Source organism: Streptomyces sp. NPDC049879, assembly GCF_044461265.1.
GTDB lineage: Bacteria > Actinomycetota > Actinomycetes > Streptomycetales > Streptomycetaceae > Streptomyces.
Genome location: NZ_JBITKT010000014.1, coordinates 21,811 through 47,141, shown reverse-complemented (window position 1 = coordinate 47,141; position 25,331 = coordinate 21,811). Strand labels below are relative to the sequence as shown.

The 25,331-nt window shown below is 73.0% G+C and carries 39 protein-coding genes; 31 read left to right on the top strand and 8 right to left on the bottom strand.

What is annotated here, in order from left to right:
* Positions 1-67 precede the first annotated feature (67 nt).
* From ACIBPC_RS31350 to ACIBPC_RS31340, 3 genes are all read right to left on the bottom strand, one after another.
* Entirely contained in the window at positions 68-829 is a 762-nt protein-coding gene (locus ACIBPC_RS31350; protein WP_398849385.1) for a hypothetical protein, read from the bottom strand.
* Positions 822-1,718 (bottom strand): Rad52/Rad22 family DNA repair protein, encoded by an 897-nt coding sequence (locus ACIBPC_RS31345; RefSeq protein ID WP_398849383.1) that lies wholly within the window; start codon positions 1,716-1,718, stop codon positions 822-824. Before ACIBPC_RS31345 ends, ACIBPC_RS31350 begins: the two co-directional genes overlap by 8 nt.
* 194 nt (positions 1,719-1,912) lie before the next feature.
* A complete protein-coding gene (locus ACIBPC_RS31340) occupies positions 1,913-2,491 on the bottom strand; it encodes a helix-turn-helix domain-containing protein (RefSeq protein ID WP_398849382.1) in 579 nt (192 codons plus the stop codon).
* 164 nt (positions 2,492-2,655) lie between these two features.
* Between ACIBPC_RS31340 and ACIBPC_RS31335 the strand changes: the two genes are divergently transcribed.
* From ACIBPC_RS31335 to ACIBPC_RS31225, 23 genes are all read left to right on the top strand, one after another.
* Positions 2,656-2,910, top strand: coding sequence for a hypothetical protein (locus ACIBPC_RS31335; protein ID WP_398849380.1), 255 nt, complete (start codon positions 2,656-2,658; stop codon positions 2,908-2,910).
* Between the two features lie 104 nt (positions 2,911-3,014).
* On the top strand, positions 3,015-3,431 hold the full coding sequence (locus ACIBPC_RS31330) for a hypothetical protein (protein ID WP_398849378.1): 417 nt from the start codon (positions 3,015-3,017) through the stop codon (positions 3,429-3,431).
* 83 nt (positions 3,432-3,514) lie between these two features.
* Positions 3,515-4,009, top strand: a complete 495-nt coding sequence (locus ACIBPC_RS31325) for a hypothetical protein (protein ID WP_398849376.1) — start codon at positions 3,515-3,517, stop codon at positions 4,007-4,009.
* 241 nt (positions 4,010-4,250) lie between these two features.
* Complete coding sequence (locus ACIBPC_RS31320) at positions 4,251-4,610, top strand: hypothetical protein (RefSeq protein ID WP_398849375.1); 360 nt, start codon at positions 4,251-4,253, stop codon at positions 4,608-4,610.
* Positions 4,611-4,696: 86 nt separating this feature from the next.
* Complete coding sequence (locus tag ACIBPC_RS31315) at positions 4,697-5,197, top strand: hypothetical protein (protein ID WP_398849373.1); 501 nt, start codon at positions 4,697-4,699, stop codon at positions 5,195-5,197.
* A gap of 999 nt (positions 5,198-6,196) precedes the next feature.
* Positions 6,197-6,991 (top strand): hypothetical protein, encoded by a 795-nt coding sequence (locus ACIBPC_RS31310; protein WP_398849371.1) that lies wholly within the window; start codon positions 6,197-6,199, stop codon positions 6,989-6,991.
* Between the two features lie 183 nt (positions 6,992-7,174).
* Complete coding sequence (locus ACIBPC_RS31305; protein ID WP_398849369.1) at positions 7,175-7,534, top strand: hypothetical protein; 360 nt, start codon at positions 7,175-7,177, stop codon at positions 7,532-7,534.
* A gap of 77 nt (positions 7,535-7,611) precedes the next feature.
* Positions 7,612-7,878, top strand: a complete 267-nt coding sequence (locus ACIBPC_RS31300; protein WP_398849367.1) for a hypothetical protein — start codon at positions 7,612-7,614, stop codon at positions 7,876-7,878.
* A gap of 81 nt (positions 7,879-7,959) precedes the next feature.
* A complete protein-coding gene (locus tag ACIBPC_RS31295; RefSeq protein ID WP_398849365.1) occupies positions 7,960-11,238 on the top strand; it encodes a hypothetical protein in 3,279 nt (1,092 codons plus the stop codon).
* A gap of 76 nt (positions 11,239-11,314) precedes the next feature.
* Positions 11,315-11,638, top strand: coding sequence for a hypothetical protein (locus ACIBPC_RS31290; protein WP_398849363.1), 324 nt, complete (start codon positions 11,315-11,317; stop codon positions 11,636-11,638).
* 38 nt (positions 11,639-11,676) lie between these two features.
* Complete coding sequence (locus ACIBPC_RS31285) at positions 11,677-12,504, top strand: hypothetical protein (protein WP_398849361.1); 828 nt, start codon at positions 11,677-11,679, stop codon at positions 12,502-12,504.
* Entirely contained in the window at positions 12,501-12,950 is a 450-nt protein-coding gene (locus tag ACIBPC_RS31280; protein ID WP_398849359.1) for a hypothetical protein, read from the top strand. The genes ACIBPC_RS31285 and ACIBPC_RS31280 overlap by 4 nt, the downstream gene beginning before the upstream one ends.
* Entirely contained in the window at positions 12,947-13,447 is a 501-nt protein-coding gene (locus ACIBPC_RS31275; protein ID WP_398849357.1) for a hypothetical protein, read from the top strand. The genes ACIBPC_RS31280 and ACIBPC_RS31275 overlap by 4 nt, the downstream gene beginning before the upstream one ends.
* Positions 13,444-13,812 carry a hypothetical protein gene (locus ACIBPC_RS31270; RefSeq protein ID WP_398849355.1) on the top strand — a complete coding sequence of 123 codons (369 nt, stop codon included), beginning with the start codon at positions 13,444-13,446 and terminating at the stop codon, positions 13,810-13,812. Before ACIBPC_RS31275 ends, ACIBPC_RS31270 begins: the two co-directional genes overlap by 4 nt.
* The gene (locus tag ACIBPC_RS31265) at positions 13,802-14,254 is read left to right on the top strand and encodes a hypothetical protein (protein ID WP_398849353.1); all 453 of its coding nucleotides are present in this window, start codon (positions 13,802-13,804) and stop codon (positions 14,252-14,254) included. Before ACIBPC_RS31270 ends, ACIBPC_RS31265 begins: the two co-directional genes overlap by 11 nt.
* Before the next feature lie 204 nt (positions 14,255-14,458).
* The gene (locus ACIBPC_RS31260) at positions 14,459-15,235 is read left to right on the top strand and encodes an AAA family ATPase (protein ID WP_398849351.1); all 777 of its coding nucleotides are present in this window, start codon (positions 14,459-14,461) and stop codon (positions 15,233-15,235) included.
* The gene (locus tag ACIBPC_RS31255) at positions 15,235-16,314 is read left to right on the top strand and encodes a hypothetical protein (RefSeq protein ID WP_398849349.1); all 1,080 of its coding nucleotides are present in this window, start codon (positions 15,235-15,237) and stop codon (positions 16,312-16,314) included. The genes ACIBPC_RS31260 and ACIBPC_RS31255 overlap by 1 nt, the downstream gene beginning before the upstream one ends.
* A gap of 201 nt (positions 16,315-16,515) precedes the next feature.
* Positions 16,516-16,809 (top strand): hypothetical protein, encoded by a 294-nt coding sequence (locus tag ACIBPC_RS31250; protein WP_398849348.1) that lies wholly within the window; start codon positions 16,516-16,518, stop codon positions 16,807-16,809.
* Positions 16,793-16,936 carry a hypothetical protein gene (locus ACIBPC_RS31245; RefSeq protein ID WP_398849347.1) on the top strand — a complete coding sequence of 48 codons (144 nt, stop codon included), beginning with the start codon at positions 16,793-16,795 and terminating at the stop codon, positions 16,934-16,936. The genes ACIBPC_RS31250 and ACIBPC_RS31245 overlap by 17 nt, the downstream gene beginning before the upstream one ends.
* 7 nt (positions 16,937-16,943) lie before the next feature.
* Positions 16,944-17,147 carry a hypothetical protein gene (locus ACIBPC_RS31240; protein WP_398849345.1) on the top strand — a complete coding sequence of 68 codons (204 nt, stop codon included), beginning with the start codon at positions 16,944-16,946 and terminating at the stop codon, positions 17,145-17,147.
* Complete coding sequence (locus ACIBPC_RS31235; protein WP_398849343.1) at positions 17,144-17,365, top strand: hypothetical protein; 222 nt, start codon at positions 17,144-17,146, stop codon at positions 17,363-17,365. The genes ACIBPC_RS31240 and ACIBPC_RS31235 overlap by 4 nt, the downstream gene beginning before the upstream one ends.
* A complete protein-coding gene (locus ACIBPC_RS31230; protein ID WP_398849341.1) occupies positions 17,353-17,550 on the top strand; it encodes a hypothetical protein in 198 nt (65 codons plus the stop codon). Before ACIBPC_RS31235 ends, ACIBPC_RS31230 begins: the two co-directional genes overlap by 13 nt.
* Entirely contained in the window at positions 17,547-17,975 is a 429-nt protein-coding gene (locus tag ACIBPC_RS31225; protein ID WP_398849340.1) for a hypothetical protein, read from the top strand. Before ACIBPC_RS31230 ends, ACIBPC_RS31225 begins: the two co-directional genes overlap by 4 nt.
* A gap of 81 nt (positions 17,976-18,056) precedes the next feature.
* Here the strand turns inward: ACIBPC_RS31225 and ACIBPC_RS31220 are convergent, their stop codons facing one another.
* From ACIBPC_RS31220 to ACIBPC_RS31210, 3 genes are read right to left on the bottom strand one after another with little or no spacing between them, the layout of a single operon-like run.
* Positions 18,057-18,215: a hypothetical protein gene (locus tag ACIBPC_RS31220; RefSeq protein WP_398849338.1), complete on the bottom strand. Its 159-nt coding sequence runs from the start codon at positions 18,213-18,215 to the stop codon at positions 18,057-18,059.
* A complete protein-coding gene (locus ACIBPC_RS31215; RefSeq protein WP_398849336.1) occupies positions 18,203-18,472 on the bottom strand; it encodes a hypothetical protein in 270 nt (89 codons plus the stop codon). Before ACIBPC_RS31215 ends, ACIBPC_RS31220 begins: the two co-directional genes overlap by 13 nt.
* Complete coding sequence (locus ACIBPC_RS31210; protein WP_398849334.1) at positions 18,469-19,593, bottom strand: hypothetical protein; 1,125 nt, start codon at positions 19,591-19,593, stop codon at positions 18,469-18,471. The genes ACIBPC_RS31215 and ACIBPC_RS31210 overlap by 4 nt, the downstream gene beginning before the upstream one ends.
* Positions 19,594-19,689: 96 nt before the next feature.
* Between ACIBPC_RS31210 and ACIBPC_RS31205 the strand changes: the two genes are divergently transcribed.
* From ACIBPC_RS31205 to ACIBPC_RS31175, 7 genes are read left to right on the top strand one after another with little or no spacing between them, the layout of a single operon-like run.
* Positions 19,690-20,079 carry a DUF6225 family protein gene (locus tag ACIBPC_RS31205; RefSeq protein WP_398849332.1) on the top strand — a complete coding sequence of 130 codons (390 nt, stop codon included), beginning with the start codon at positions 19,690-19,692 and terminating at the stop codon, positions 20,077-20,079.
* A gap of 40 nt (positions 20,080-20,119) precedes the next feature.
* A complete protein-coding gene (locus ACIBPC_RS31200; RefSeq protein ID WP_398849330.1) occupies positions 20,120-20,410 on the top strand; it encodes a hypothetical protein in 291 nt (96 codons plus the stop codon).
* A 39-nt stretch (positions 20,411-20,449) separates the two neighbouring features.
* Entirely contained in the window at positions 20,450-21,697 is a 1,248-nt protein-coding gene (locus tag ACIBPC_RS31195) for a hypothetical protein (protein ID WP_398849328.1), read from the top strand.
* Complete coding sequence (locus ACIBPC_RS31190; protein WP_398849327.1) at positions 21,694-22,299, top strand: hypothetical protein; 606 nt, start codon at positions 21,694-21,696, stop codon at positions 22,297-22,299. The genes ACIBPC_RS31195 and ACIBPC_RS31190 overlap by 4 nt, the downstream gene beginning before the upstream one ends.
* On the top strand, positions 22,296-22,868 hold the full coding sequence (locus tag ACIBPC_RS31185) for a hypothetical protein (RefSeq protein WP_398849325.1): 573 nt from the start codon (positions 22,296-22,298) through the stop codon (positions 22,866-22,868). The genes ACIBPC_RS31190 and ACIBPC_RS31185 overlap by 4 nt, the downstream gene beginning before the upstream one ends.
* Positions 22,865-23,191, top strand: coding sequence for a hypothetical protein (locus ACIBPC_RS31180; protein ID WP_398849323.1), 327 nt, complete (start codon positions 22,865-22,867; stop codon positions 23,189-23,191). The genes ACIBPC_RS31185 and ACIBPC_RS31180 overlap by 4 nt, the downstream gene beginning before the upstream one ends.
* Positions 23,188-23,577: a hypothetical protein gene (locus ACIBPC_RS31175; protein WP_398849322.1), complete on the top strand. Its 390-nt coding sequence runs from the start codon at positions 23,188-23,190 to the stop codon at positions 23,575-23,577. The genes ACIBPC_RS31180 and ACIBPC_RS31175 overlap by 4 nt, the downstream gene beginning before the upstream one ends.
* 62 nt (positions 23,578-23,639) lie before the next feature.
* On the opposite strand, the gene ACIBPC_RS31170 is transcribed toward ACIBPC_RS31175, so the two are convergent.
* Positions 23,640-24,032 (bottom strand): DUF3307 domain-containing protein, encoded by a 393-nt coding sequence (locus tag ACIBPC_RS31170; protein WP_398849320.1) that lies wholly within the window; start codon positions 24,030-24,032, stop codon positions 23,640-23,642.
* A gap of 252 nt (positions 24,033-24,284) precedes the next feature.
* Here ACIBPC_RS31170 and ACIBPC_RS31165 point away from each other — a divergent pair, with 252 nt between their 5' ends.
* Positions 24,285-24,791 (top strand): hypothetical protein, encoded by a 507-nt coding sequence (locus ACIBPC_RS31165; RefSeq protein WP_398849318.1) that lies wholly within the window; start codon positions 24,285-24,287, stop codon positions 24,789-24,791.
* A gap of 56 nt (positions 24,792-24,847) precedes the next feature.
* Here the strand turns inward: ACIBPC_RS31165 and ACIBPC_RS31160 are convergent, their stop codons facing one another.
* A complete protein-coding gene (locus tag ACIBPC_RS31160; protein WP_398849316.1) occupies positions 24,848-25,309 on the bottom strand; it encodes a hypothetical protein in 462 nt (153 codons plus the stop codon).
* Positions 25,310-25,331: the final 22 nt, after the last annotated feature.

Below are 25,331 nucleotides of genomic sequence, written 5' to 3'. Positions count from 1 at the left end.
CCAGTCCAGCGCGAAGGCCCCCACGGCACGCCGTGAGGGCCTTCGATCGGGTGGGGTGAATCCCCGGTCAGCCTGCGTCTTCCTCGCCCGGGACCAGGGCGTCCAGGCCGCGGTCGCGGAAGTACGCCGCGGCGGCGTCCTGGCCGCCGTTCTTGGTGTCGAACTTGACCTGGTGGACCCGGTCTTCCGGGGCGACGTCGACGAGCGTCACACCGGCTACCGCCAGTTCGCGGACCTCCCCGGTCTCCTTGTCGGCCGGCCAGACGAGCGTCGTCGTGGTCCCGTCGTTCAGGGACTGGAGCACCTTCGACCGGAAGCTGGTCCGCACCGTCCAGGCCACCGTCGCGGACAGGGGCGCGTCGTCGTGCTGGGCGAGCCAGGCCGCCGCCGCCACCGGGTCGTCGACGTCTCCCAGCTCCAGGGCGGCGGTCACCTCCGTGGGGAAGTTCGTCCGCACCCAGGCCGCGAACGCCGCCGGGTCGTCCACGACGACTTCGCGCGGCTTCCCCTTCAGCGTCACCGTGCCGATCTTCACGCCGTCCACGGACGGGGTCCAGGTGCGCCCCGCGGTCTTCGCCTCGACGCGGACCAACGCGGCCTTGTTCCGCGTACGGACCTGGTTGTACCGGGCCTTCGCCCGGGCGATCCAGGCGCCCAGCGCGGCTTCCTCCTTCAGCGACGCGTCCAGGTCGAAGTCGTCCTGGGGCGCGGGGCCGCCGGCGTCGTCCGCGCCGAGCTCGGCGGCGCCTTCGTCCAGGGCGGCCAGGAACGTGTCCCCGATCGGGCCCAGCGCGTCCAGGAACGCGTCGCCCAGGTCCAGGTCAGTCACGGGTGTTCTTCCTCTCGATCGCGGCGCGGAGCGCGCGCACCTGGGCCAGGGTCGTGTCGTTCAGGGGGACGCCGCACGCCTTGACCACCGCGGCGTCGAACGCGTCGGGGTCCACGCCGAGGTTCAGCGCGAGGTCCCGCAGCTGCGCCCGCGCGGTTTCCAGCTCCGCCGGGTCCTCGACCGGGACCGGGCGCTTCGGGACGACGTCTTCCGGGCGGCGGCCCGGGCGCGCGGCCGGGGCGGCGTCGGGCGTCGGCTGGTGGCCGGCCTCGGGGCGCGGCGGGGTCGCCACGGCCGCGGCGGGCGCGTCGGGGACGGTGGCCGGGGCCTCGGTGTCGGCCACGGACGGTTCGACGGGCGCGCGGTCGGCCGCGGCGTCGACGTCCGCGCCGGGCTGCAACGTCCGCGTGACGGCCTTCGTACGGGGCCGCCGGTCCGCGGCGCCCTTCGGCGGCTTGCGGTACAGGGACAAGCCGAACTGGTTCCCCAGGTTGATGGCCGCCCGCTTCAACGCCACCGTGGCCGCCGCCTTCCGCGCCAGTTCGTGGGCGCCGCCGAGCTGGGGCATCTTCCCCGTCTCGATCGTCGTCCCCTCGAACGGGCCCAGCGGTGCGCCGTGGGCGTCCCAGCACGTGAGCAGGATCGACACGGCCCAGGACACATGCCAGTTGCCGCGGGTCTTGTCGGCGTCGTCGGTCGGGATGAACCGTTCCTGGATCAGCCGGCGTTCCGTGATCACCTCGGACCACATGCCGAAGCCGAAGATCCGGGTCAGGGCCGCGCGGACGTCCCAGCCCTCGACGTGCGCGTTTCCGTCGTAGTCGAAGCTGATCCGGTCCGGGTTCAGCTCTGCTTCGAGCGCCTGTGTCTGCGCCGGGGACAGTCGCACAGGCTGACGGGTACTCTGGGCGGCGAAGGCCGTGATGTGCGTCGTTTCCCTGGCGGGGGGCGACGTGGTGTCGAGAGACATAAGGCGTCGCGGTTCCTTCCGGTTAGCGAACGGATCGCCCTTCTTGCTGTCCAGGCGGGGGGCGGTCCGTTCGTGCTTTCTGATGTATTCGACCCTACAGACTCAGGGGGTCGTCACGCACTCGCCAACGGGGCCGGGTTCGGGTCCGGCTCGCCGGCCTCGTTCAGCCGCGGCGGCTCGACGTTCTGGCCCCAGCGGACCAACGTCGGCTTGAACCACGTGGGCTTCCCCTCCAGGACCTCGTCCGGGTCGGGGAACTTCAGGTGGGGCCTGCTGCGCCACGTCTCCACGGTGCGGGTGTCCACGCCGAAGATCAGCCGCGCGGCGTGCGGGACGAAGTAGTACACGCGGCCGTCCAGGTCCCGGGTCGGCTCCGCGCGGATCGTGTACCCGCGGCGGCCGGCGCGGTCGGACTCCTCCTGGACGCGGCCGGCCGCGTTGGTGCGGTTCCAGTACGGGTCCAGGCGCCCGGTCTTGCACCCGTAGTTGAGGACGTCCCAGGGGTCGAAGACCTTCTGGCCCCGGCCGCGGCCGGTGGCCGAGTGCGTACCGAGGCCCTTGCCCAGGCGGCCTTCGCGCGCCCAGCGGCGCACGGTCTGGGGGTCCGTGTCGAATATGGCCGCGACGGCGTCGACGGTTAGCGGGCCGTCGATCGGGGGCGGGGGGATCGGCGCTCTGGCGGTCCTGGCCATGGCCCTGTCTCCTTCCGGTGTCGGTGCTGGTGAGCCCGAAGGTACCACGGCTTCTAATGTATTGAAAACGACAGTACGAGGGAGTGACACCCCCCGACCCTTCCCGTAGTGTCGAATGCAACGAAACGGATCGCCGCCACGATCCGAACCGGAAGGAACCGCCGATGACGATCACGCTCGTACGCCCCACCGCACTGGACCAGGCCCTGGTCGACGCCGCCCTGGGCGGCTTCCTCGACGAGCTGGAGCCCGACGACGAGTCGGTGGAGTGCCCGCACTGCTACGCCACCGCGCCCGACGAGGACGCCGCCCGCGATGACCTGGGGTGGACCTTCGACGAGGACGACCGCCTGGTGTGCGAGGACTGCGCCAGCTTCGACGGGCCGACCGGCCCGTACGACCGGGCGTACTGGGGTTGAGCCGAACGGGTGGCGGGGAGTGCTTCCCGCCACCTGATCTCGTAGTATTCGATACGTTGAAAACGACGGACCACCGCCAGGGTCCGAACCGGAAGGAACGCATCATGACCGTGATCACCACCACCACCGCCACCACTCCCACCGCCGAGACCCGCGCCCGCTGGGCCGCCGCCCTGGCCGCGGCGCCCACCCAGGCCGAGATCGACACCCGCGCCGCCGAGGCCGCCGGCCTCCTGGAGACGATCCGCGACCAGGCCGCCGAGTGGATCGGGGACGACGTCGACGGCTTCACCCTGACCGCCGTGGGGTCGCTGTTCGGCGCCTGGCGCTACGACGACACGTACGACTACGTCCACACCGGCCGCGTCCGCTACCTCGACGAGGAGCTGGACGACGTCCAGGTGGCCGCGCTCCGCGCGAACCTCCGCCGGTTCGCGGAGATCGCCGCCGACGAGCACGTGGGCCGGGGTCGCAACGGCTGGACCCTCGTCCACCTGGCGCCGTACCTCGTCCAGGACTGACCCCGCCCGGGCCGCCTCCGCCCCGCCGGGGGCGGCCCGCGCACCGCACACCCCCGCCAGAACACCGGAAGGAACCGTTCGTCATGCCGAAGCCGTCGCCCACCCAGGCCGCCGCCCTCGTCGACCTGATCGAGAAGCGCCCCGGGTGTCACCTGCTCCCCGTCCCCACCGCCCGCGCGATCGTCCGGCACGGCTGGGCCACGCGCCGGGTCGTACGCCACGACGGCGCCGGCCTCGCCGTGTTCTTCGACCTGACCGCCGAGGGGTACGCCGCGGTGGGCCGCGAACGCCCCGCCGAGCTGCACCCGTGCCGCGTCGAGAACGCGCGGTACGTCGAAGTCAGCCTGTACCCCCTCACCGGCGCGGCCGTCGCCCTGGTGTGCGCGGACTGCAAGACCCCGCACTGGTCGAAGGCGGTCGACGGGGCGTACGCGTCCGCGGCCGACGTCCCCCTGGACAAGGTCGTGGCGCTGATCGAGCGCCAGGGCGTCACGGTGACCGGGTCGTGGTTCGACCGGCCCACCGCGGGGGCGTGGCCGGCGACCGCCCGCCGGGCGAACCTCCGCCGGATCGGGTGAACGTCGTCAACGGACGGGGTCCACACAGTTCCACGTGAAACAGGCCATAGCGGACGTACCCCGTTCGGCGGGGGTGAAGGGCCCGTAAAGGGCCGGTGAAGTGCAGCGACGCCCGGACGGCGCAATACGGCCGCCCGGGCGTCGGTGTGCTCGGTGGGGAGTGACAGACCCAGGTCCGCCCTGTAGTATTCAATACATCGAAAGGGACGCCGCCAGAGTCCCGAACCGGAAGGAACCCGAGATGAACGCCAACGCCCGGAACGCCCGCCGCATCGTCCGCGACCGCTCCCGTCAGGCACGCGCCGAGCGCGCCGCCCGCCGCGCGGTCGCCGCGGACCCGATCCAGTCGGTCCGCACGCACCTGGTGGCCCGCGGCCTGGACGTCCGCCTGGCCGATCGTTTCGCCTCGGCGGTCTCCCGGAAGGCCGGCCAGGGTACGGCCGTTGGCCGGATCACGAAGAAGGTCCCGGGGAAGGGGCGCGCGGTCCGGACCTATGACGTCAAGCTGTTTTCCGCCGCCCAGATGGACACGGTTCTGGCGGCGTACCGCCCGGCGAAGGACAGGGCCGCCCAGCGCGCCTTCCTCGCCCTGGCGGCCTGATCCCGCACCGGCGCGGCCCGGCCCCCACCAGGGGCCGGTCGCGGCGTGCAATTGCACGTCCGAACATCTGACGAGGAGATCACACGATGGGTGCATGTCTGGAACCGCTGGCCGAAGCCGACCCGTGGGTGGTCGAGGTCCGGCGGGAGTCGTTCCACCTGAACGCGATCCACGTCCACGACGACGGGGCCGCGCCGACCGGCGAACCTGGTCACGTCGCCCTGGCGGCCGGCCGGGAACACGACGCCCTGGACACCGCCACCACCTGGCCGTCGCGGACGTTGAACGTCCCGCGGGGGGATGCGCCGCGGATCGTCGTCGCCCTTGACCAAGCCGCACGTCACCCCGCGTACGGCGCCTGGCGGGAGGCCGGCGGGGAGCTGACCGACCAGTTCGTGGTCGAGGCGGACGAGGAGGGGGACAGTGTGCGGATCACGGGGCCCATGTGGTGCTCGGTGAACGTGCACCCAGAAGACGACCTGGACCCAGGCGACCCGGCGTACACCCACACCGGGACTGAGATCGCGTACGCGGACCTGGGGGGCCTTCGCGCGCGACTCGTGAAGGTAGGTGCACAGGTGGAGTAGATCCAGAACAGCCCTGGTGGGGCCGGGTGTTGGAGCCCGGGCCCCGCCGGTCGCTGATTCTCGGAACCGCAAGGCAGGCCGGCATATGAAGCCGGTAGCATCCCGAACCGTTCACACCCTGTGGACAAGCGAAAGCCCCCTGTCACCGGATGGCCGTCCAGGTGATGGGGGCTCGCAAAGTGCTTTGCGTGGAATGTCGACTTTTCGACGGGTGGACACTCCGCGCTCGACATGACGTGATGCCGGAAGGTGAGTGTTCGTCAAGATCCGTTGATAGGGCTCCAGTTGCGGTCCGGGTGCGCGCTCCCAGGTGCTGGGACGAACACCCGGAGAATAGCGGATAGCTCGGACTCCGCGCGCCCGAATGGGCTAGCGCTTGAGGCCAACGTGTCTTTATCGACAATCCCGCCTTCCGCCCATCGCGGCGGAAAGTAGGACAAGTTGTTCACTGGTGGAACCCTCGTGGTCGCCGTGACTTCAACCGCGGACCCTGTCCGGACCGCGGTCCTTGACCTGGACCTGGAGCCCGGTCCCGCCGGCACCCTGGCGCGCCTCCTGGCGTCGTACGTCGGGTGGTCCGGGAAGCGGCCGGAACTGGCCCGCGCCCTGAACCTCACGGACGCCGCCCTTCGCTCCAACCTGGACGCCCTGGAGGCCGCCGGCGTCGCCGTGCGGGAACGGTTCAACGTGGGCGGACGCTGGGTGTACGCCCTGGCCGTCTCGGACGCCCCCGGCCGCCTCCCGGACCGTAGGGAGCTGCGCGAGACCTTCCGGAACCTCGACGACGGCCGGGACACCTGGACGGACGCACACCACCCCGTCGCCCCCGCCCGTTCGGCCGCAAGATCACGGAAAGCCGTTATGGCCCCGACCTGCGACGATGCCTCAAACGTCAAGGTCACACCAAGTGCCGGAAAACGCGCCGTAAACCGGTTCCCCCTGGCCGCCGGCCCGCGAAGCGGGGGGCCGGCGGCGGAGGAACCGGTTAACCGGTTGTCGGTGCCTGAGAGTGCGGAGGTCCGCGCGCACAAGGCGCGCGCCCCGCGCTCGGTGATCTCGTCCATGGCGGAGCTGGAAGCCCTGGCCCGGATGCGCGGGTGTCGGCCGGCGGACGGCGGGAACTTCAGGACGTCGAAGGAGGTCCGCGACGTCGCGCGGACCCTGGACCAGAACGTGGTCGACGACGGCCTGGCCGTCCTGGCGTCGGCCGGGTTGCCGTTCTGGGTCGCGCCGGAAGTCTGGGTCCTGCTGAACCGCGGCTGGTCGCCCGATCGTGTCGCCGCTGAGCTTGACGGCGTGGACACGGCGAAGTCGCCGCACTCCGCCGCGCGGTACCGCCTGGCGAAGGCAGCCGAGCGGCCCGACGCCGAGGACGGCCCGCTGGACGCCGTCCCGGCCCAGGGCGGGTCCGTCGACGCCCCGGCGCCCGCCCCGGCCGCGGACGGCCCCCCGCTGGGCCTGGACGACCTGGTGAAGCGCGACGCCAACCACAACATCCCGGCCTGGGGTGAGGCCGGGTGCGACGTGGACCCGGCCGACCCCGCCGACGTCGACCCGGGCGCGGCCCCGTGGGACCGGGCCGCCGCGGAGCGGACCCGGAAGTCCTTCGGGTGGCGCGCGCCGGCGGTGCCCCAGTACGACGACATGGACGCCGTCCGCGCCCGCCAGGCCGAGGTCCGGGCGGAGGCCGGCGCGGAGATGACGCCGGGGTACGGCCGCAGAATGCTGGACCTGATCAAGACCGGCCGGGGCGGCGACTGGTCGGCCCTGAACCAGGCACTGGGCCACCCCTAACGCCGAGCGGCGCACCCCCGACCGGCCGCCGGCGGGGGTGCGCCGCGAACAGCCGCACCGTCCCCTATGCCCGTTTCGTAGATGCAGTGCACAAACCCCAGCCGGACATGTAGTGTCCAATGCGTTGGATACGACGGAATGAACGGGGCGCCGCCAGAGCCCCGCAACCGGAAGGACCGCCCCATGGAGACCCAGACCTTCACCTTCCCGTCCGGCTCGACGGTGGAGCTCCCGGCCGGGATGACCCTGTGTCAGACCCCGGACGCCGTCACGTTCGACTGTGCGCGGGTCGTCCCCGTGGGCACGACCCCGGCCGGCCGCGCGGTGTTCTCCTCGTTCTCCTGTGCCGCCTACGCCCGCGCCGCGGACGTCTTCAGCAAGCGCGGAGACCTTGCCGAGCGGGAACGGGGCCTGAGCATCGCGGAGGCCAAGGGGCGCCGGACGGGGCCGCTCGTCGACGCCCTGGCCCACCACCGGCGGGTCCTCGTCCGGATGCTCACCGAGTACGCGACCGACCCGGCGCCCTGCACCTGCGGCGCCTGAGCGCCGCCGCCACCGGGCCCGGACCCCGCGGTCCGGGCCCCGCACCGCAACCGACACGACGCAGCGAGGACAAGCCGATGGACCCGACCACCGCCCTGACCGACCGCATGGCCGCCGCCCTGGCGCACGGTGCCCAGAGCTGGGACCGCTCCGTGGGCGGGGCCCCCGGCGTCGACATGCGGTCGATCCGCGGCCTGATCCGCCGCGGCCTGGTCGACGTCACCACCGGGCCGCACAGCTACTACAGCCCGCGGAAGGGCTGGTGGGTCACCCGGACCGTGATCACGGACGTGAAGATCAACGACGCCGGTCGCGCCGCCCTGGCGCGGCACCGCGGGGAGTGACCTCCCGCCCGACAGGTCGTAGTATCCAATACAGCAAAACGGGGCGCCGCCAGAGCCCCGGACAACCGGAAGGAACCCGCCGTGAACCACTTCACCCGCACCGGCGCCGCCGTCTTCGAGGACACCGGCCAGGCCGTCGTCGCCCTCACCTTCGACCACCAGAAGAAGCGCCGCGCCGGCGCCGCCCGCCAGGCGACCGAGGACCTGGCCCCGCTGTTCGGCGTCGACACCGTCCGCCACACCGTCGTTGACCCCCGGTGGACCCAGCCCGAGTACAGCGGCCTGAACGCCCACAAGGCCCTGTCCCGCGACGAACGCCGCCTGGACCTCGTCGGTACGCCCGACGCCGTCGCGCGCTTCCTGACCGCCCTTCCGGCCGCCCTGGACGCCCTGGAGCGCCAGGCCACCACCGCCGCCCGTCGCCTGGGGACGTGGCTGCGCTCCGCGGCCGGCCAGACCTGGATCGACGACCACAACCGGACCCCGGACGGCCTCCGCTGGCTCCGGGACGACTTCCGCGCCGCCGCGTTCCGCCGCCTCGTCGACGTCGCGGTGGAGCCCACCGGCATGACCCGCTTCGACGACCGCCCGTACGTCGACCAGCCGGACGCCGTGGCGGACCAGGTCGCGTACGAAGCGCTGGTGGACGTCCAGGCCCTCGTCGACGAGGAGGCCGCCCAGGCGATCGTCGACGGGTTCCGCGTCGTGCCGCTCGACGAGACCGCGGACACCGACGACACCCGCGACGTCCTGGCCGCGGCCGGCGACGTCGTCGACGCCGCGGCGGCGGTCCTCGAGGACCAGGCCGGCGACGAACCGGTGGCGCAGCTCGACGACGCCGAGCTGGACGCCGCGGCGGCGCTCCCCAACGGCCTGTCCGTCTCGGTGGCCCGCTCCGCCTGGCGGGACTGGTACGCCGCGGACTGCACCCGGTGCACCGGCCACGCCGTCAAGGTGAGCCCGGAGTGTGCGGAGCGGGCCGACGCGGTCACCGCGGCCTGGGACCACTACGAGGCGCACCACCGCGCCGCGGACGACGCCCTGACGCTCGACGAGATCGACCGCGCGGTGGCCCTGGCCGCCGAGCTGTCCGACGCCCAGTACGGCGTCCTGTGGGACGTCCACCTGTCCGAGGTCCTGGAGGACGCCCAGGGGTTCTACACGTACAGCGTCCACACGGACGCCCCGGTGAAGCGGTCCCGGGACCGGATCGTCCGCCTGATGTTCGCCGGGTACCTGTCCGCGCACCCCGAGGGGGACCACCGCCGTACGTTCCGCCTCACCCCGGCCGGGGACCGCGCGCGGCGGCTGCTGTTCCGAGCGAAGCGCCAGGGCGTGGTCGACCTAGGCGACCGCGACGGCCGCCTGGGCGTTCCGGGCGCGAAGATGCGCCGGTACCCGCTGCTGGCCGCCGGCCACCCGGTGCGGTGCGGCCTGCTGCCCGAGGCGGCCCCGGCCGCGGCCGTCCCGGACACCGTCGACGAGGTCCTGGCGGCGGCCGGGGACCAGGCGCCGGTCGACGTCGTCGACGCCGCGGTGAAGGTTCCGGTCCTGGTCGGCGCCGGCGCGGCCGTGGATTCCGTGGCGGGGTTGCCTTCCCACACCCCGGGCCGTAGTATTCAATGCGTCGGATACGACAACAACCGGAACGGAACCCCCGCCATGTCCCGTGAAAACCTCCCGAAGATGACCCCCGCCCAGGCCGCGGCGTTCGACCACCTTCGCCGTAACGGCACGATCCGCAACGGCCAGGGCTTCAACCGCCGTGCCCTCGACTCCCTGAAGCGCCTGGCCCTGGCCCAGGTCACCGAGTACGGACACGGTGTGTGGCTCGCCAAGCTCGCCGCGCCCGGCCTGGCCATCACTGACGAGGCCCGCGACGCGATCGCCGTCACCCCGGCCGACGAGCCGACCGGCCCGAAGCTGACCCCCGGCCAGAAGACCGCGCACCAGGCCATGGCCGCGAACGAGGGCTGGGCGAAGGCCGGGGACGGCGTGAGCCGCCGCGCGGTCGCCGGCCTCGTCGACGCCGGTCTGGCCACCTGGACGATCAACGTCCCCGGCGGCCACTGGGCCGCGTACCTGAAGGAGTCGACCCCGGCCGCCGCCCAGGACCAGGTCGAGGAGGCCCCGGCCGCCGACGCCGAGCCCGGCGAAGTTGTCCCCCGGGGGACAACTTCCGGGCCCCAGGCCCTGGCGTGCCCGGTCGCGGAGTGGACCGACGTCCTGACCGACGCCGGCGCCGCCGACCAGGCCCCGATCCCGGCCGACGCCGTGGACGAAGTTGTCCCCCGGGGGACAACTTCCGACGACGCCGCCCCGGCCGCGCCCACGGTCGAGGACGCGCGCGCCGTGGTCGTCGGCTACTACCCGCACGCCCACGCCTTCGAGCCGGTCACCGACGAGGCCGGCGCCGTCACCGGCTGGACGTTCCAGGTCGACCGGCGGCCGAACGGCCGGTACTCCTGGGTCACGACCGACAAGACGTACGGCCGGGCGACCGAGCCGTACCGCTCCGAGGCCGCCGCCCTGGTGCCCGTCGCCGTCCTCGACGACCGGCGCGCCGCCGAGCGCCGTACGCTCATGGCCGCCCAGCGCGCCGCCCGCGAGACGTACGGCGACGCTCACGGCTGGCAGCCGTTCACCGACGAGACCACCGGCGCGACGATCGGGTGGACGTTCCGCCACCGCCACAGCGGCGCCGCCCGCGTCGGCTGGGTCCTGACGGACGGGGCCGTGGACCCCCAGGCCGACTACATGTACCGGTGGGCCGCCGAGACCGCCGCCCACGCCATCCACAACCCCCAGGCCATGGCCGCGCTCCCGTACCGCGGCCCCGGGTACTGGACCGGCGCCGTGGCCCTGTGCGGCTACGCCGACCACCGCGCGCCGCTGCGCCCGGACGGGAAGGTGGCCGGCCACGACCAGATCCGGGAGGCCATCAGCCCGTGCCCGGGCGCGTTCCTCACCCCGCGCGCGAACCCCTCGGAGCCGACCCGGCGCGACACCGCCCGGATCATCCACCAGGACCCGACGCCGGACGGCCTGGCCACCAGCGCGAAGCAGGGCGACCAGATCGTGGTCGGCGGTGTCCACCGCACCGTCGCCAGCATCGGCCCGGACCTGGGCATGGCCCACGTGGTCCTGAACTTCGTGGACGCCCACCCGTCCGGGCGCCGGTTCACTCTCGACGACCGCCTGACGTACACCAGCCGCGTCAGGGACCATGACGTCCGGTGCACCGGATGCGGCGTCTCCGTCGTGACCAGCATCGACGAGGCCACCCAGGGCAAGCCCGCACACCGCGTGTGCGGCCTGTGCGACCACCAGACGGTCGTCGCGGCCCTGGCCGCCGACTAACCCCCGCCAGACCCCCGGGGGGCCGCTCACGCTGCGGGCGGCCCCCCGCCCCGCCAACCGGAAGGACGCCCGCCCCGTGCGGTACACGAAACCGAACTTCAACTACTACAAGACCAACAGGGACAAGGCCCAGGCGTACGCCGCCCAGGCGTCGTGGGCGAACATCGGCCGCGCCGAGCGCCAGGCGTACATCGAGCTGGCTCACCTGTACCTGGAACTGTCGATCCAGGACGACAACGGCAACACCGCCCCGACCGAAGACGCCGCGAAGGCGAAGGAGGCGGAGCGCGAGACTGAACGCTCCGCGCGGCTCGCCGGCCACCGCGGCGCCCAGGCCGGCACCGCCGAGCCGACCGGCACCGGCGTGAAGAACTGGTTCGGCCCGACGAAGACCGACTGACCCCCGCCACCCTGTACGACAACCGGAAGGAACCACCCGTGAACGACCCCCAGTACCTGATCCCGGCCGACGAAGCCGACCCATCCGCCGAGCCCCACGCGCTCACGGCCGCGGTCGCTCTGGCCGAGCTGCGCGACGCCTTGGCCGGCTGGATCGCGGACGGCCTGGAGAAGGCGGACGGCCGGGTCCACGACCCCGACCGCGCCAACGTCGACCAGATCACCAACAGCCTGTACCTGGCCGCGACCCTGTACCAGAAGGTCAAGGAGCACCAGGACACCGTCGACGAGGCCCTGGCCGCCCGCATGGTGCGCGCCGGCCGTCACCTCCAGTACGCCGCCGAGCAGGCCGACACCGGGCGCCGGATCGCCACCCGCGGTGACGACCCGTACCCGTACAACCCGGCCGCCGCCCCCGGCTTCATCCGCACGCACTACGGGTCCGCGGTCGCCTACGTCCGCCAGGCGTCGGACTTCCTCCACGACGGCCCCCGCGTCGTGACCGCGGTCGCCACCCGCACCCGGTGCGCCGGCGGCGAGATGGGTTGGCCGTGCTCCCACGGCCGCCAGGAAGCCCACCTGGTCCCCGAGGCCGGGAGCTGTGAGGCGCGCCGCGTCGGGGACGCCCCGTGCGAAGGCGCCCTGGACGCCGTGATCATCCGTGACCGCATCCTGGGCGCCCGGAAGCAGGACGACGACGACCGCGGGTGCCGCGCCTGCGTCCTCCACGGGTCCATGCTGCTGCGCGCCCTGGACCGCCACGCCCGCTGGGTCTACCCCGGCCCCGGCAACTACACGGACTACCCCGACCGCAACCACGGCGGCGCGGCCGTCGACGTCTACAACCGCGCGCGGGGTGCCGAGTGAAGATCAGGTTCGAGGACGAGGAAGTCCCCCTGGGCGCGGTGTTACGGGGCGCCGTCCAGGCCGTGCGCGACTTCCGCCGCATCGGCCGGCAGACCCGCGCCCTGACCGCCGAGGGATCGCCCGCGCTCCGCGCCGAGCTCGGCGCGCACTTCGCCGGCTGGATCACCGTCCAGGTCCGGGCCGCCACCGGCGGCGCCACGGACCTGTCCGGCGCCCGCGACCTGGACGGCCTGGTCCAGCGCGTCCACGTCGCCCGGGCGCTCCTCGATGAGCCGCACCCGGACCGCGCGACGCTCGACACGATCGCCCACTACCTGGGCCAGGCCGTGAAGTGCTCGCGCTCCTCGGACAAGGTGATCCGCGGCTGGGTCGTCCGCGACCTGGCCCGGGCCGTCCAGGCGGCCCGGATCGGCGCCGCCCGGCAGGAAGAAACGGTGATCACATGACCACCCAACCCACGACGACGACGCACTGGACCGACTTCGTCCTGGCGTACGAGGGCAACGACGGCCGCGACACCCTTCGCCCCGCCCGCGCCGTACGCCGCCCGGACGGGCTCTGGGTGTTCGTCACCGAGGCCGGCGACGGGACCACCGTCACGAACGCCCAGGCGGCCGTCTGGCGGTCGCTGCGCCGCCGGTTCCAGGACGAGCCGTTCCGGCTGATCGAGCACTGGCCGCCCGGGACCGGGATCGACGGCGCGGAGCACTGGGACGAGATGATCCCCGCCGAGCCCGCCGGCGGGAACGTCTTCTGGTACCAGCGGTGGCCGTCCCCGGACGTCCAGTTGTTCTTCGGGGACACCGCGCCCTGGTCCCCGGCCCACAAGCCGGTCGCCCAGCCCTCCCCGCGGACGTACACGGCCCTGACGTCGCACATGGGGGCGCTTCGTCGCCGTTCCCGCCACGGGGCGCCCGGCCGCGCGACAGGATCAGGGTCATGACCGATCAGCACACCCCCGAAGTCCCCCCGACGCCCGAGCAGCGCCGCCAGGCCCTGGCGGACCTGGCGGCCGGCATCGGCCGGGACCTGGCCCAGCTCCCCGTCGAGTGGTTCGACCCGGCCGCCGGCGCGAAGGTCCCCGGCCAGGTCCGCCAGGCCGTGGCGATCCTCGTCGAAGCCGTCCCGGCCTTGTCGACCGCGACCGGCGGCCTGTCCCTGCTGGGCAAGCACCCGGACCGGGAGAACGACACCGCCCAGCGCATCGTCCGGACCGGCCTCCTGTCCCTCGACGGCGCGCGCCACCTGAACCACTTCCGGGACTGCCCGGGCGTACCCGAGAAGGGCCCCACCGACCATGACCACTGACGTCACGCCGGACCAGCTCCGGGACGCACTCCGCAACAACGAGGCGGAGCGCTGGGAGCGGGCCGCGGTGGAACTCCTGGTCTGGGATGAGACCTGGATCAACCGCCTGGCGGTCGACCCCACCGCGGCCGGGCGCCTGTACGTGATCGACCCGGCCGGCACCGCGGAGCGGTCGGCGCGCATCGTCTGGAAGGCGTTGTGGACCCAGGCCGCCGAGGACGGGCGGGCGGCGTCGTCGTCGCTGCGCGTGCTGAAGGTGGCCGCGTCGCTCGCCGGGAACACCCCGGTCCAGCTCCAGGAACTGGCCGCGGACACCCTGGGCGTCAACACGAAGGCCGCCGTCCTGAAGGCGATCGTCGACGCGTTCGGAGACCTGTCGGCGCCGAAGCCGTTCGACCCTGACGAGTGGCTGGGGGGTGATTCAGGCAGCGAAGCCGTGTAGTTCCGGGCCGCCCGTGTGACAGGCTTTCGTCACCCCGGGCGGTAATGAGCACGGGGCCCCCAGCCGAGGGAAGTTCGGCTGGGGGCCCCGTCCGTCTACCTGGGATCGCTGCAACACCGTACGAGAGGAACCCCGTTGGAAACGACCCTTACCCGGGATACGGAGGTATCCCGGGCCTTCTGGGCTTTGCTGGCCGCCAACGCCATGGCGTCCACCGAAACCGCTGAACCCATCATCAGCCACGGCCAGGGCGGCGTCGCCGCCGCCGGCGCCCCGCCCGCCCAGGCCGGCGTCCCCCAGTCCGAAGCCCTGTCGGCGTACGCCCAGGGCAACCGGGCGTCCCGCACGATCTACGCCGTGGGCGGCCTGAAGGGTGGTGTGGGGAAGACCACGTTCGCCATGTTCCTGGCGATGTACTTCGCACTGAAGCTCAAGCGGGTGTTGGTGATCGACGCCGACCCCATCAGCTCGTCCGCGTTCGACTGGTACGAGACCGCCAAGGAGAACGGGACGCCGCTCCCGTTCGACCTGGAGCCCGTCCCGTCCGACAAGCTGGACAAGATCCTGAAGGCCCGCTGGCTCGATTACGACGTGATCGTGGTCGACTGCGGCGGCGAGTCCGCCGGGATCTGGACGTCCACGGTCAAGATGTGCGACCACTTCGTGGTCGTCGTCGCTCCGAAGAAGGCCGAAGTCAAGAAGGTCCAGGGCACGTACGAAGCCGCCGTGGACGCGGTCCGCGACGTCGATCGGCTCGGGGAGGTGACACCCCATATCGTCCTCACCCGCGTGAAGGCGTCCCGGGACCAGGGGGAGAACCCCCACAACGAGATCATGCGGAACAAGATCCTGGACAAGAACTTGCCGCTGCTCGGGCACGAGGTCCCGGACCTGGTCGAGTACGAAGACGCGTGCGACGAGTTGCCCACGCGCCTGGGGCACTACCAGGCCGTGTTCGACGAGATGCACGAGGCGGCGTGATGGGGAAGTCCACCACCACCAGCGGGACCGCGTCCGGCTCCGGGTCCGGCACGCGCAGCCGCGGGCAGAGCCGCGGCGGCCGGCGCACCCTGGACAACTACACCGGGGACAGTAAGGCGCCGGTGTCCAGGCCGCTGGTCGACGCCGACGAGTACCTGGCCGCGACCGAGGAAGGCGACGGCGCGCCGCCGGCCGACGACACGGGCACCCCGCCCGTGGAGCCGCCCGCGGCCGACGTCCCGGAGCAGCCGCACGGCGGCCCCGACGAGCAGCCGGACGACGCCCAGGGCGGCGCCGGCGGCGGCCACCAGGACGACGTCCAGGACCAGGACACCGAGGCGCCCGCCGGGCGTACGGTCGTCCTCCTGACGGCGCCCGGGGCCGACGTCATGGGCCTGCCGGACACGGTGACCGAGGTCCTGGCCGCCGAGCTGCCCGACGCCTCCGCGCCCCCGGCCGAGATCATCGACGGGTGCGAACGGCGGATCGAAGCCGTCCTGGCCGTGAACGACGCGATCGACCAGCGGAAAGCGGACTTCCTTCTGGAGTTCGCCGGCCCGGCGGTGCGCCTGGCGAAGGCGACGGAGTCCTGGCGCCACAAGGTCGACCCGGCGACCGGGAAGGCGTTCCGGTCGTTCGCGGCCTGGCGCCGCTACGTACGGGTGTCCCACGCCCACGCGTACCGCATGGTCGACGAACAGCCCGTGGCCGAGGCCCTGGCCCCGATCTACACGGGACCGCTCACCGGGAAGCAGGTCGACGTCCTGGCGCCGATCCTCCGCAACCACGGCGACGCCGCGGTACGGGATACCTGGGAGACGGCGAGCAAGACCGGCACCCCGAGCGCGCCGAAGCTCGCCCGGGCCCGGGATCTGCTCGGGTACGCGATCAACCCGGAGCCGCCCGAGGACGACGACGACGGCCCCGGCGGGGAACTGGCGCTGCGCATCAACCCGGCGAAGGTGAACTTCGGGAAGGTGCGGGAGGTGTCCCGGTCGGCGCCGAACGTCTGGCGCGCGATCGCCCGGACGATCCTCGACGAAGTCGGGGACGACGAGGAGGAGGATGCCAGGGACTGAAAGTTGTCCCCCGGGGGACAACTCCCTTGGGGGACATGGACCGGGTCGGCTCCGGGGCGCCGTTTCGAGCGACACGCCCCGGGGCCGGCCCTTTCCCATGCCCAGTTTCCGGCCGGATTCCAGGCGAAAATCGACCCCTTTTCGACCCCAAACAGGCCCCGTTATGGTGCGCGCGAGTGGCGTACGGGTGACCCTGACGGTATGGACGCGTCGACGATCACCGCCGTGGCCTCCCTCGCGTTCGCGCTGGGAGTGCTGTTCTCCATGGGGCTGGGCCTGGGACTGGCCGCGGCCGTGAAGCTGGTTCGCCGTATCGAGCGGCTGGAACGCCGCATCCGCCAGACCGCCCCCGCACAGGCCGGGGGTCACCACTACGACCCCCCGTCGAACCCCCCGGCCCCGAGGCGGAGCGGGACCGGGGGGCCGTCGACGATGGTCCGCCCGCGTACGGCGGCCCAGTCGGAGGTGACGGCTCGTGATGCGGTGCGCGCGTAGCTGGTACGCCCGGCACCGAGAGGCCGCCGAGGTCCTGGCGTTCGGTCTGCTCGCCGCCGTGGTGTTCTCCGCCCTGGGCGCCGGCCTGTACTTCCTGGCCGCCGCCGCCAACGGCTGGAAGGGATAAACGTCTGATGAACGAGATCCCGGGGCCCCGGCTGCCCCACCCGTCCACGCTGGGCGCGCCCCAGCTCCTTGCGGTCGTCGAAGACCGCCCGTCGAAGCGGGAGGTAGCCGCGTGCCTGGGCCTGCTCACCGCGTCGGCCATGGTCGTGATGACCTGGACCGCGTTCCTGGTCCTGGTGGTCGTCCGCGGAGTCGTGGCGGTGACCGGATGATCCGCCGTCTGATCGGTCGCTTCGGCGTCGCGTTCATCATGGCCGGCCTCGTGATCCTGGGCGCCTGGGCGGACGGCCCGCCACCCCAGGGCCAGGACGTCGTCGACAACCGGCCGCCGTACGTCCCGCCCGCCGCCGAGGTCCGTATCCCGGTGCCGGCGGAACCGGCCTGGGTCCACACGTGCATCACGGGCGACGAACCGTCATGCCCGAAGTAGACGAGGACGGCGACGGCCGGGACCTCGAGGACCGCCACACCTTCGACGTGTGGGTGGTCGCCGGCCTCCTCGTCGCCCTGGCCGTCATCGTCGCGGGCACCGGTGTACCGACCGGCATCCTGTTGGGTGGCTTCCTGGCCGTCGTCGCCCTGGCGCTGGTCGCGGTCCATACGCTGACCCTGTGACCGAACCCCGCACCCCGACCCGCCTCCAGATCGTCCGCCTGGACAAGGACGGCGCCCCGGCCGGCGACCCCGTCGACGTCGACGGGGTCGTGTCCGTCCAGTTCGCCGCCGACCCGCCGCCGCACTCCGGGCCGTCGCTGCGCCCCCTGCTGACCGACGAGCAACGCGCGGCCGTCGACCGCACGGTGGCCGCGGTCGTGCCCGTCGTGGCGCAGCTGCGCGCACAGATGGAAGCCTTCGTCAGGACGGCCGCGCCCGCGCTCGCTGCGGCGGCGCGCCAGTTCCGCGCGTACGTAGACGTGCTGGAGAGCGATCCTGCGGACACCCCCCGTCAGAATCGACAGGGCCCCCGTCAGAAACGACGGGGGGTCGACGCGCAACGGTCGCCGTACGGGCCGAACAGCGGCCGGCGGCGCCTCGGATGAGGGCCAGAATCTGAAACCGCGCGCCTCAAACGCGGTGGAAAATGTAGAACTTGCCCAGCTCGTGGCGTAGTGGGTAATGCCCTACTCGTCGACCAGGACGAAGTCGCCGCGGGAGGCGCCGACCGCGGCCTGGACGGCGCCGAGGAGCAGCGCCAGGGCCGCGGTCACCGCGTCGAGCGGCACCGCGGCCGGGTTCCAGCGCGCGCCGGCCTCGGCGCCGCCGTGCGTCACGCCGTCCACACCGGGCCCCCGGGATCGGTCGGGAGGTCCGCGCCGGCGGCCGGGAACCGCGGGTCCGCCGCCGGGGCGCCCAGCGTTCGGTCGATCCCGGCGCGCGTCGCCGCCACCTTCGAGTGCAACGGGGAGTAGATGACCCGGGTTGCACAGTGAAGCGCGGCGTTCGCTTCGGCCTGGCGCGCCAGGTGGAGTTCCACCGACGCCAGGGTGTCCCGGGCCTTCTCCAGCTCCCGCCGCATGTCCACCAGTTCGTCCGTCATGGCGTGACCGTATCGGCGTCCCCCTGTCCGGCCGCCGCCCGCCGCGCGGCCGTCACCGCGGCCATGGGGTTGTCCTGGACCGGGTCCTGGGCGCGGTCGTACACCCGGTCGGGGACGCCGGACGTCTCGGACCACCGGCCGTGACGGCGGGCCGCCTCCGCCGAGGCGCCGGCGCGCTTCGCCGCGGAGTACCCCGAGGCGCGCCACCCGTGGGACGTGAAGGTCCGGCCCCACCCGTCGACGTAGCACCCGGCGGCCTTCGTCAGGTCCTTGGACAGGGTGTTCAGGCCGTCGCCGGACAACGCCGGGTAGATGTGGCCCCAGCGGTCGATCCGGCGGAGCGCCCGGCCGTCGTTGACGCCGCGGCCGGCGAGGGCGGAGCGCCAGAACGCGAACGCCTGGACCGGACACAGCTCGTCGCCGGTCGCCGGCATGAAGACGTCGGCGCCCTTCCCGGCCTGGTCGGTCTTCGACTTCGGGAACCGCCACCGAAGGACTTGGTCCGCGACGCCGAAGTGGTTCAGGTTCGCGGTCACGAACTCGGACCGGCGGTCCCAGGCGTTGAAGCTCACCAGGGCCATGAACCGGTTGCGCGCGGCGACCAGGGCGCGGATCGGGTCGTCCTGGCGGGGGTTGCACTGGGGGAGGCGGACGACGTCCAGCAACTGGTCCGGGGTGATGATCGAGGACCGGCGGACCTCCCGTCCGAGGGAAGCGCCGTGCGCCCGGATCAGCTCCCGCGCCTGGCGGGTGCCTGGCGGGGACTGCTCGACGGCTTCGTGGTACGAGACGATCGCGGCCACGGCCTGGTTCAGCGACGCAACGGCGTACGGCTCGCCGGTGCGCACCGACACCACCGTGGTCAGGAAGTCGACCCAGGTCGTCATCGTCTGCGTGGACATGGGGAGCACCGTCCGGCCGTGGCTCTGGCACCAGCGGGCGGCCTTCCCCCACCACATGTCATATTTCCGCCGCGTCTCCTCGGGCACGGAGTCCGCCAGCTTCCGGCGGACCTCGGCGGGTAGCTCCAGGTCCGCGTCGGTCCACTGGGGGACCGCGACCTTTCGCACGACGATCTGATTACTAGCGTCCTGACTTATCCCGTTGCTGCGGGTGTACACCGGTTCGTCTCCCGTGGGAATTGGATTTACCACGACTGAGCGCCACCTTACCCGTATTGGTAACGCTGATCATGGATTCCGTACTACGCTGCGCGCATGACCAACCACACATCACCCGAACCCCAGCGCTCCGCGGACCGCTGGGCGACGCCGGCGCCCCTCTCGCCGGACAACCCCATCACCGACCCGGCGCCCGCCGGCGACGCCGAGCCGCCCGCGGCCTGGACCGTGGGGAAGCTCCGCGCGGCCCTGGCCCAGTACGACGACGACACCCCGCTTCGGTTCGCCGTCCCCGAACCCGGGGACGACCAGGTGGTGGACACGTCCTTCGTCGCGGTGGCCGCGGGCTTCGGTGCGGCCCGGTACGCCGACGAGCGCGGCACCGTCCAGGACACCTTCGTGACGGTGGACCTGGAGACGACGGGCCGTGACCCGCTCGAAGAACTCATGAACTACGCCCAGCCGCGCCCCGCGGCCGGGCGTTGAACGGGCCGCCGCCACGGCCCCCGACCGGAAGGACCAGCACGTGACCACCACGGACACGCAGATGTGGGGCTTCGTCACCAAGCTGACGGACGCCCAGACCCCCATGCAGGGGCTCACCGCGTACGGCGCGAAGCGGTGCGCGGCCGACGTGCCCGCGCGCGACGTCGCCGCGGAGATCGCCGCCGAGGAGCGCACCCAGCGCAGCTACCCGACCGGGGGGATCACCGTCCGCCTGGGTCGCCGGAACCCGGGGGACGACCCGGTCACCCGGCCCGAGGACGAGACCTTCACCTTCACCGACGACGAGCCGCGCCCCGCGGCACAGCAGTGAACGGCTCCCGCCAGAGCCGCTAACCGGAAGGATCAGCACATGACGACCGACAACACGGCCCCGCCGCCCGCGGACGCGACCTGGGCGTACCGGATCAGGAAGCCGCACAGCCACCCCCAGGACGCCGCCCTGTCGTACGGCACCCGCGGTACGTCGAGGGCGACCACGGCCGACGAACTGGCCTACGACCTGGTGAACGAGGTCCGCGCGTCGCACAGCTACTACACGGGCCCCCTGACCGTGGCCCTGTGGACACTGGACGACCCGGCCGACGAGACGCGGCGCCCGCGCGAGACCGGCCCGGTCCCGGCCGGCGCCCGCGTGATCGAGGCCCCGGCCTCGATGCCGGCCATCATCCCGACGTCGTCCTGGGCGTACCGGATCGAGAAGACCGGCCCGGCGTACGGCTCCGACCCCGGCCGCGCGGTCATGTCCCTGGGCACCCGCCAGGCCCCGTTCGACGCGGACACGAAGAAGATCGCGGACGAACTGGCCGAGGAGAACCGGGCGGCGCACAGCTACTACACCGGCCGCCTCCAGGTCGCGGTGTGGCTCCACAACGAGGAGGCCGACCGCTACCCCCGGCGCGACGCCTACCCGCCGTACGACGCCTACCACTACCGGTACGACGGCGACGGGACCGAGGACGCCCCGTTGCCCGACCAGCCGGACGACGTCGACGAGGAGACCCGCGCGCGCTGGAACGCCAAGACCCTGGGTCCGGCCGGCCGCGTCGACCCCGCCGTGGACCCGAACTTCCGGCCGCTCCACTTCGTCGGCGGCCCCTGGCACGGCCAGACGAAGTTCCAGGCCCGGGTGTTCTGGCCGCCCCAGGCCATGTTCCTGGGGGAGAACGCCAACGGCGACACCGTCACCGTCCACGCTCCCGAGCGCGACGGCGACGACCGCCCGCGGTACCGCCCCGGCGGCTCCTGCGACCGCGCCCTGATGATCTGGCACGACCCCAAGGGCTTCCAGCCCGTGGACCTGTTGCTGTCCCCGATCGGGCACGACCCGGTGGAACTGGCCGCGTTCGACGTCGTCGTGGGCCACGCCCGCGGCGCGCACGACGCCACCCCGCCGTTCGGCAGCGTGGACTACGCCTTCCAGGCCGCCGTCGCGGAGGCCGGCCGCGGCTTCGTCGCCGTGGCGCTGCGCCGCCTGATCGAGTTCCTTCCCGACGCGACGCCCGACCAGCGGCGCTTCCTCGACGAGGCCGCCGCGACGCTCGCCCTGGACGTCGTCACCGTCGAGGCCGGCACCAACGACGACAAGGTGGAGCAGTGACCACGAACCCCCGCGGCGTCCCCGTCGTCGAGCTGCTGGACGACATGGCCAACGATCCGTCCATGCGCCCGCTCCGCTTCGTCGGCGGCCCCTGGGACGGCCAGACCCGGTACACGGCGAAGGCGTCCTGGAACGTCGACCCGCTGTACGTCAGCCGCGCCACCGACGACGACGGCGAACACTGGGAGGTCGAACCCCCGCCGCCGTCGTACAAGGACCCCGCCGAGGACACCCGGCCGCGGTACAACCCGACCCAGTACCCCGAGCGCGGCGCGCCCCTCCTGATGGTGTGGCACGACCCCGAGGGGTTCGACCCCATGAACCTGGTCCCGGTCGGCCGCGACGACGCGGCGGAGGACCTGATCGTGGAACACGCGGTGTCGATCTACCACGAGATGGTTCCGCCCTTCGGCGGGACGATCCGCGGCCAGGTCGCCATCGCGGCCCAGGCCGCCGCCGCGGACGTCGCCGCGGTGGTCCTCCACCGCCTGGTCGCCGTCCTCCCCGGGATCACCGCCGACCAGCGCGCCTTCCTCGACGACACCGCGGCGCGCCTCGGCTTCGAGGTCGTACAGGCCGACACCGCAGAGGGGGACCGGTGACCGACACCGCCGACACCACGAAGTCGCCGTACACCCCGTCGCCCGGTGCGGTCGCCCTGGCCGTCCTGGCGGACCTGGACCGGTGCATCCACGGCCGGCACAAGCCCGACCCGTGCGGGAGCTGCCCCAACGGCCAGTCCGCGGGGAACGGCTTCGCGCCGCCCGGGCGCCGGATCGGGACCACCGTCCACGCCGAGGGGATCTATGTCCCCGAGGCCGAAGACCGGTACGACCGGGTCGCCTGGCACACGCCGCCGGCCGACCCGACCGCGTCCGACGACCCGGCCCTGACCGCGGTTTACCGGGAGCGGGCGCGCCTGGTCGCGTTCCTCGCGTCCACGCTCCCGTCCGTCATCACCCCGGCCCCGGACTACGAAGGGTGGTTCATCGTCTACGTGAACGGCCCGGCCGGACAGATGTCGTGGCACCTGGCGCCCGGCGACGTCGACCTGTTCCCCGACACCGTGGCGCGTGTGGCGTCCTGGGAGTGGGACGGCCACGACACCGACGAGAAGTACCGCCGCCTGGACGCCGTGACCCGGGCGAGCACGGAGGGAGTGACGCTGTGACGACCACGACGAAGAAGCCGCCCGCGGCGGCCCGGGACGAACTGGTGGCCGCGCTCGAAGCGGCCCTGGACGCGGCCCGCGGCGTGTCCCTGGACGCCTTCGACAACGCCCCGTTGCGCGACCGGCTGGACGCGGCGACTCTGGCGGCGGACGGCGCCCGGTGCGTCCTGTCCGGCGTCCTGGTCTCGCGCCTGGACCCGGCGTGCGGCGCCCTGGGACACCTGACGAAGGCCGGGTCCGGTCTCGTCCGCCAGGCCGCGGTCGCCCTGGAACCCCTCGCCGGGGACCTGGCCGCGCGCCCGCACCCGGTGACCGCGTCATGACGACGTCGACCGACGCCACCGGCGCCCCGCTGTACAAGCCCCCGCCGCCGGCCTGCTGCGTCCTGGGCCAGGTGTACTTCGACGCCTACGGCCGCACGCTGCGCAGCGCCCAGGCCGGACGGCTGGGCGACCCCGGCCTGGCGGTGACGTCGGCCCTGATCGAGGTGGTGGACCACCTGGTGACGATGCACGACGCCACCGGCCCGACCCTCGACTGGTGCGCCGGGTGCAGGAAGTTCGCCGGCCCGCCCGGGCCGGACCTGACCCGGGCGCGGCCCGGCGTCGACCCGCCGACCATGTCCGTGTCCGACTGGGCGAAGGAGCGCCGCGCCCACGAGGTCGCCCACACCGTGGTCATGGGCGGCCCGCTCCAGATCGCCACCTGACGCACCACCAGTACGACGGCCCCCGGGGAAGCGCTCCCCGGGGGCCGTCGTCGTACGCGCGGTCAGGCGGCGGCGACCAGGGCCGCGACCAGCAGGGCCCCGAAGTGCGCGGCCTGGTCGACGGTGGCCGCGCCGCCCACCTTCACGTACTCCCGCTGGCCGGTGTGCTCCATCCACCAGACGATCGGCCACCGGCGGTCAATGAAGCCGTGGGAGCACCCGACCCAGGCCACCACCGCGGCGATCGTCGCGGGACTCAGCTCCAGGTCCAGGACGAGGACGCCGACGACCAGCGCGACCGCGGACACCGCGGCGTGGGTTCCGGCGTGGAGGACGTTGTACGCCCACCCGGCCACGGTCCGGTCGGCCTTGTGATCTGCGATTTTGTCCGTCTGCAAGGGGTAGTCCGAAAGCATGTGCGCGACGTAGAGCAGCACGAAAACGGACGCGAACATGGCTGACCTCCAGGTCAAAGGGGTGTTGGTGAAGACGCCGGCCGCGCGCCGGTCCTCACTGTTCCGTGGCCGTACGGCCGCTTCCGCTCCCGCGGAGCACACGGGGCGTGACGTGGCTCTCACTGTTCCGCGGACGGCCGCCGGCCTCTGCCCAGCTCTGGGCACACCGGCCGTGACGTCGCCCTCACCAGGACGGACGGAGTCGGCCGATATCCGCCCCCGGGGCGCCGGTGTGCTGGGACGCTGGCCGGCATGAGCAACGACGCGATGCGAGACGGGTACTTCCACGGCCGGGTCGGGGAGGCGCCCCCGATGCCCGCCCGGGCGTCCGCCCTGACGTTCTCCCTGGGCGGCCCGAAGCCGCTCGCCGGCCTGGCGGTCCAGGACCCGCCGCTGGAAGTCCTGGCAACGAACGGCGCACGCATGGGGCCGCTCGAACTGGTCGAGCTGGCGGGGTTCGTGCGCCTGGACGCCGACCCGGCCGTGGCGCTCGAAGCCGGGGTCGGCTGGTCGGTGACGTGCGACGCCCGTACGGGCCAGACCGACGTCCGCACGGAGAAGGGGAAGACGATGTTCACCGTCGTGATCCCGCTCCTGTCCAGCGACGAAGGCGCCCAGTGGATGGCCCGGGCCGCGGCCCAGGGAGCCCTACCGGTGATCACCGGCCCCGGCGTCACGGTGGACATGGTCACCGGGGACGTAGCGATGGACGACGAACAGGCGCGGTGGCTGTTCGCGGACTTCGTCGCCGCGAAGTGACGAGGGCCCCCGGGGGAACGCGTCCCCGGGGGCCCTCGTCCGTTCTGCAGCCGGGTCTACACCGGCACGCACCCCACGGACAGGTGCCAGTACGGGCCGCCCTGGGGGCCCAGGTGACGGCGCAACACTTCCAGGTCCGCGGGGACGCCGTACGTCATCATCACGGACACCGTGCCCCCGGACGTACGGGCCAGGGCCGCCCAGCGGTCCATCTCGGGCATGTGCGGGAGCAGCATCGACGACACCCCGTCGTCCGCGAGGAACGTCACCGACACCCGGCCGTTCTCCTCGCGCGTCCACCGCGCCTGGGAGTCGGCCGCCCGGGACACCTCGTCCCGCGTCACGAAGTGGTGCCGCTCCACGAACTCGTTCACCTCGGCGCGGTCCGCGGCGGCGTCGACGCACAGGACGATGGCCATCACCACCGACCCTTCCGTGGTCGGGAACCCGGTCGGAATGGCGGTGGTGGGGCCGGGGATGCCGTCGTACACGGTCCCGAGAACGTTCGTCTGGCTCATCCCACGACCCTATGGGCGCCGG

Bases quoted from the DNA above. Each gene is read 5' to 3' on its own strand.
- ACIBPC_RS31265 (WP_398849353.1), top strand. From the start codon at position 13,802: ATGACCACTGACGTCACGCCGGACCAGCTCCGGGACGCACTCCGCAAC.
- ACIBPC_RS31270 (WP_398849355.1), top strand. From the start codon at position 13,444: ATGACCGATCAGCACACCCCCGAAGTCCCCCCGACGCCCGAGCAGCGC.
- ACIBPC_RS31250 (WP_398849348.1), top strand. From the start codon at position 16,516: ATGGACGCGTCGACGATCACCGCCGTGGCCTCCCTCGCGTTCGCGCTG.
- ACIBPC_RS31330 (WP_398849378.1), top strand. From the start codon at position 3,015: ATGACCGTGATCACCACCACCACCGCCACCACTCCCACCGCCGAGACC.
- ACIBPC_RS31230 (WP_398849341.1), top strand. From the start codon at position 17,353: ATGCCCGAAGTAGACGAGGACGGCGACGGCCGGGACCTCGAGGACCGC.
- ACIBPC_RS31260 (WP_398849351.1), top strand. From the start codon at position 14,459: ATGGCGTCCACCGAAACCGCTGAACCCATCATCAGCCACGGCCAGGGC.
- ACIBPC_RS31175 (WP_398849322.1), top strand. From the start codon at position 23,188: ATGACGACGTCGACCGACGCCACCGGCGCCCCGCTGTACAAGCCCCCG.
- ACIBPC_RS31235 (WP_398849343.1), top strand. From the start codon at position 17,144: ATGATCCGCCGTCTGATCGGTCGCTTCGGCGTCGCGTTCATCATGGCC.
- ACIBPC_RS31340 (WP_398849382.1), bottom strand. From the start codon at position 2,491: ATGGCCAGGACCGCCAGAGCGCCGATCCCCCCGCCCCCGATCGACGGC.
- ACIBPC_RS31320 (WP_398849375.1), top strand. From the start codon at position 4,251: ATGAACGCCAACGCCCGGAACGCCCGCCGCATCGTCCGCGACCGCTCC.
- ACIBPC_RS31240 (WP_398849345.1), top strand. From the start codon at position 16,944: ATGAACGAGATCCCGGGGCCCCGGCTGCCCCACCCGTCCACGCTGGGC.
- ACIBPC_RS31245 (WP_398849347.1), top strand. From the start codon at position 16,793: ATGCGGTGCGCGCGTAGCTGGTACGCCCGGCACCGAGAGGCCGCCGAG.
- ACIBPC_RS31205 (WP_398849332.1), top strand. From the start codon at position 19,690: ATGACCAACCACACATCACCCGAACCCCAGCGCTCCGCGGACCGCTGG.
- ACIBPC_RS31315 (WP_398849373.1), top strand. From the start codon at position 4,697: ATGGGTGCATGTCTGGAACCGCTGGCCGAAGCCGACCCGTGGGTGGTC.
- ACIBPC_RS31195 (WP_398849328.1), top strand. From the start codon at position 20,450: ATGACGACCGACAACACGGCCCCGCCGCCCGCGGACGCGACCTGGGCG.
- ACIBPC_RS31160 (WP_398849316.1), bottom strand. From the start codon at position 25,309: ATGAGCCAGACGAACGTTCTCGGGACCGTGTACGACGGCATCCCCGGC.
- ACIBPC_RS31255 (WP_398849349.1), top strand. From the start codon at position 15,235: ATGGGGAAGTCCACCACCACCAGCGGGACCGCGTCCGGCTCCGGGTCC.
- ACIBPC_RS31325 (WP_398849376.1), top strand. From the start codon at position 3,515: ATGCCGAAGCCGTCGCCCACCCAGGCCGCCGCCCTCGTCGACCTGATC.
- ACIBPC_RS31165 (WP_398849318.1), top strand. From the start codon at position 24,285: ATGAGCAACGACGCGATGCGAGACGGGTACTTCCACGGCCGGGTCGGG.
- ACIBPC_RS31335 (WP_398849380.1), top strand. From the start codon at position 2,656: ATGACGATCACGCTCGTACGCCCCACCGCACTGGACCAGGCCCTGGTC.
- ACIBPC_RS31300 (WP_398849367.1), top strand. From the start codon at position 7,612: ATGGACCCGACCACCGCCCTGACCGACCGCATGGCCGCCGCCCTGGCG.
- ACIBPC_RS31275 (WP_398849357.1), top strand. From the start codon at position 12,947: ATGACCACCCAACCCACGACGACGACGCACTGGACCGACTTCGTCCTG.
- ACIBPC_RS31305 (WP_398849369.1), top strand. From the start codon at position 7,175: ATGGAGACCCAGACCTTCACCTTCCCGTCCGGCTCGACGGTGGAGCTC.
- ACIBPC_RS31215 (WP_398849336.1), bottom strand. From the start codon at position 18,472: ATGACGGACGAACTGGTGGACATGCGGCGGGAGCTGGAGAAGGCCCGG.
- ACIBPC_RS31170 (WP_398849320.1), bottom strand. From the start codon at position 24,032: ATGTTCGCGTCCGTTTTCGTGCTGCTCTACGTCGCGCACATGCTTTCG.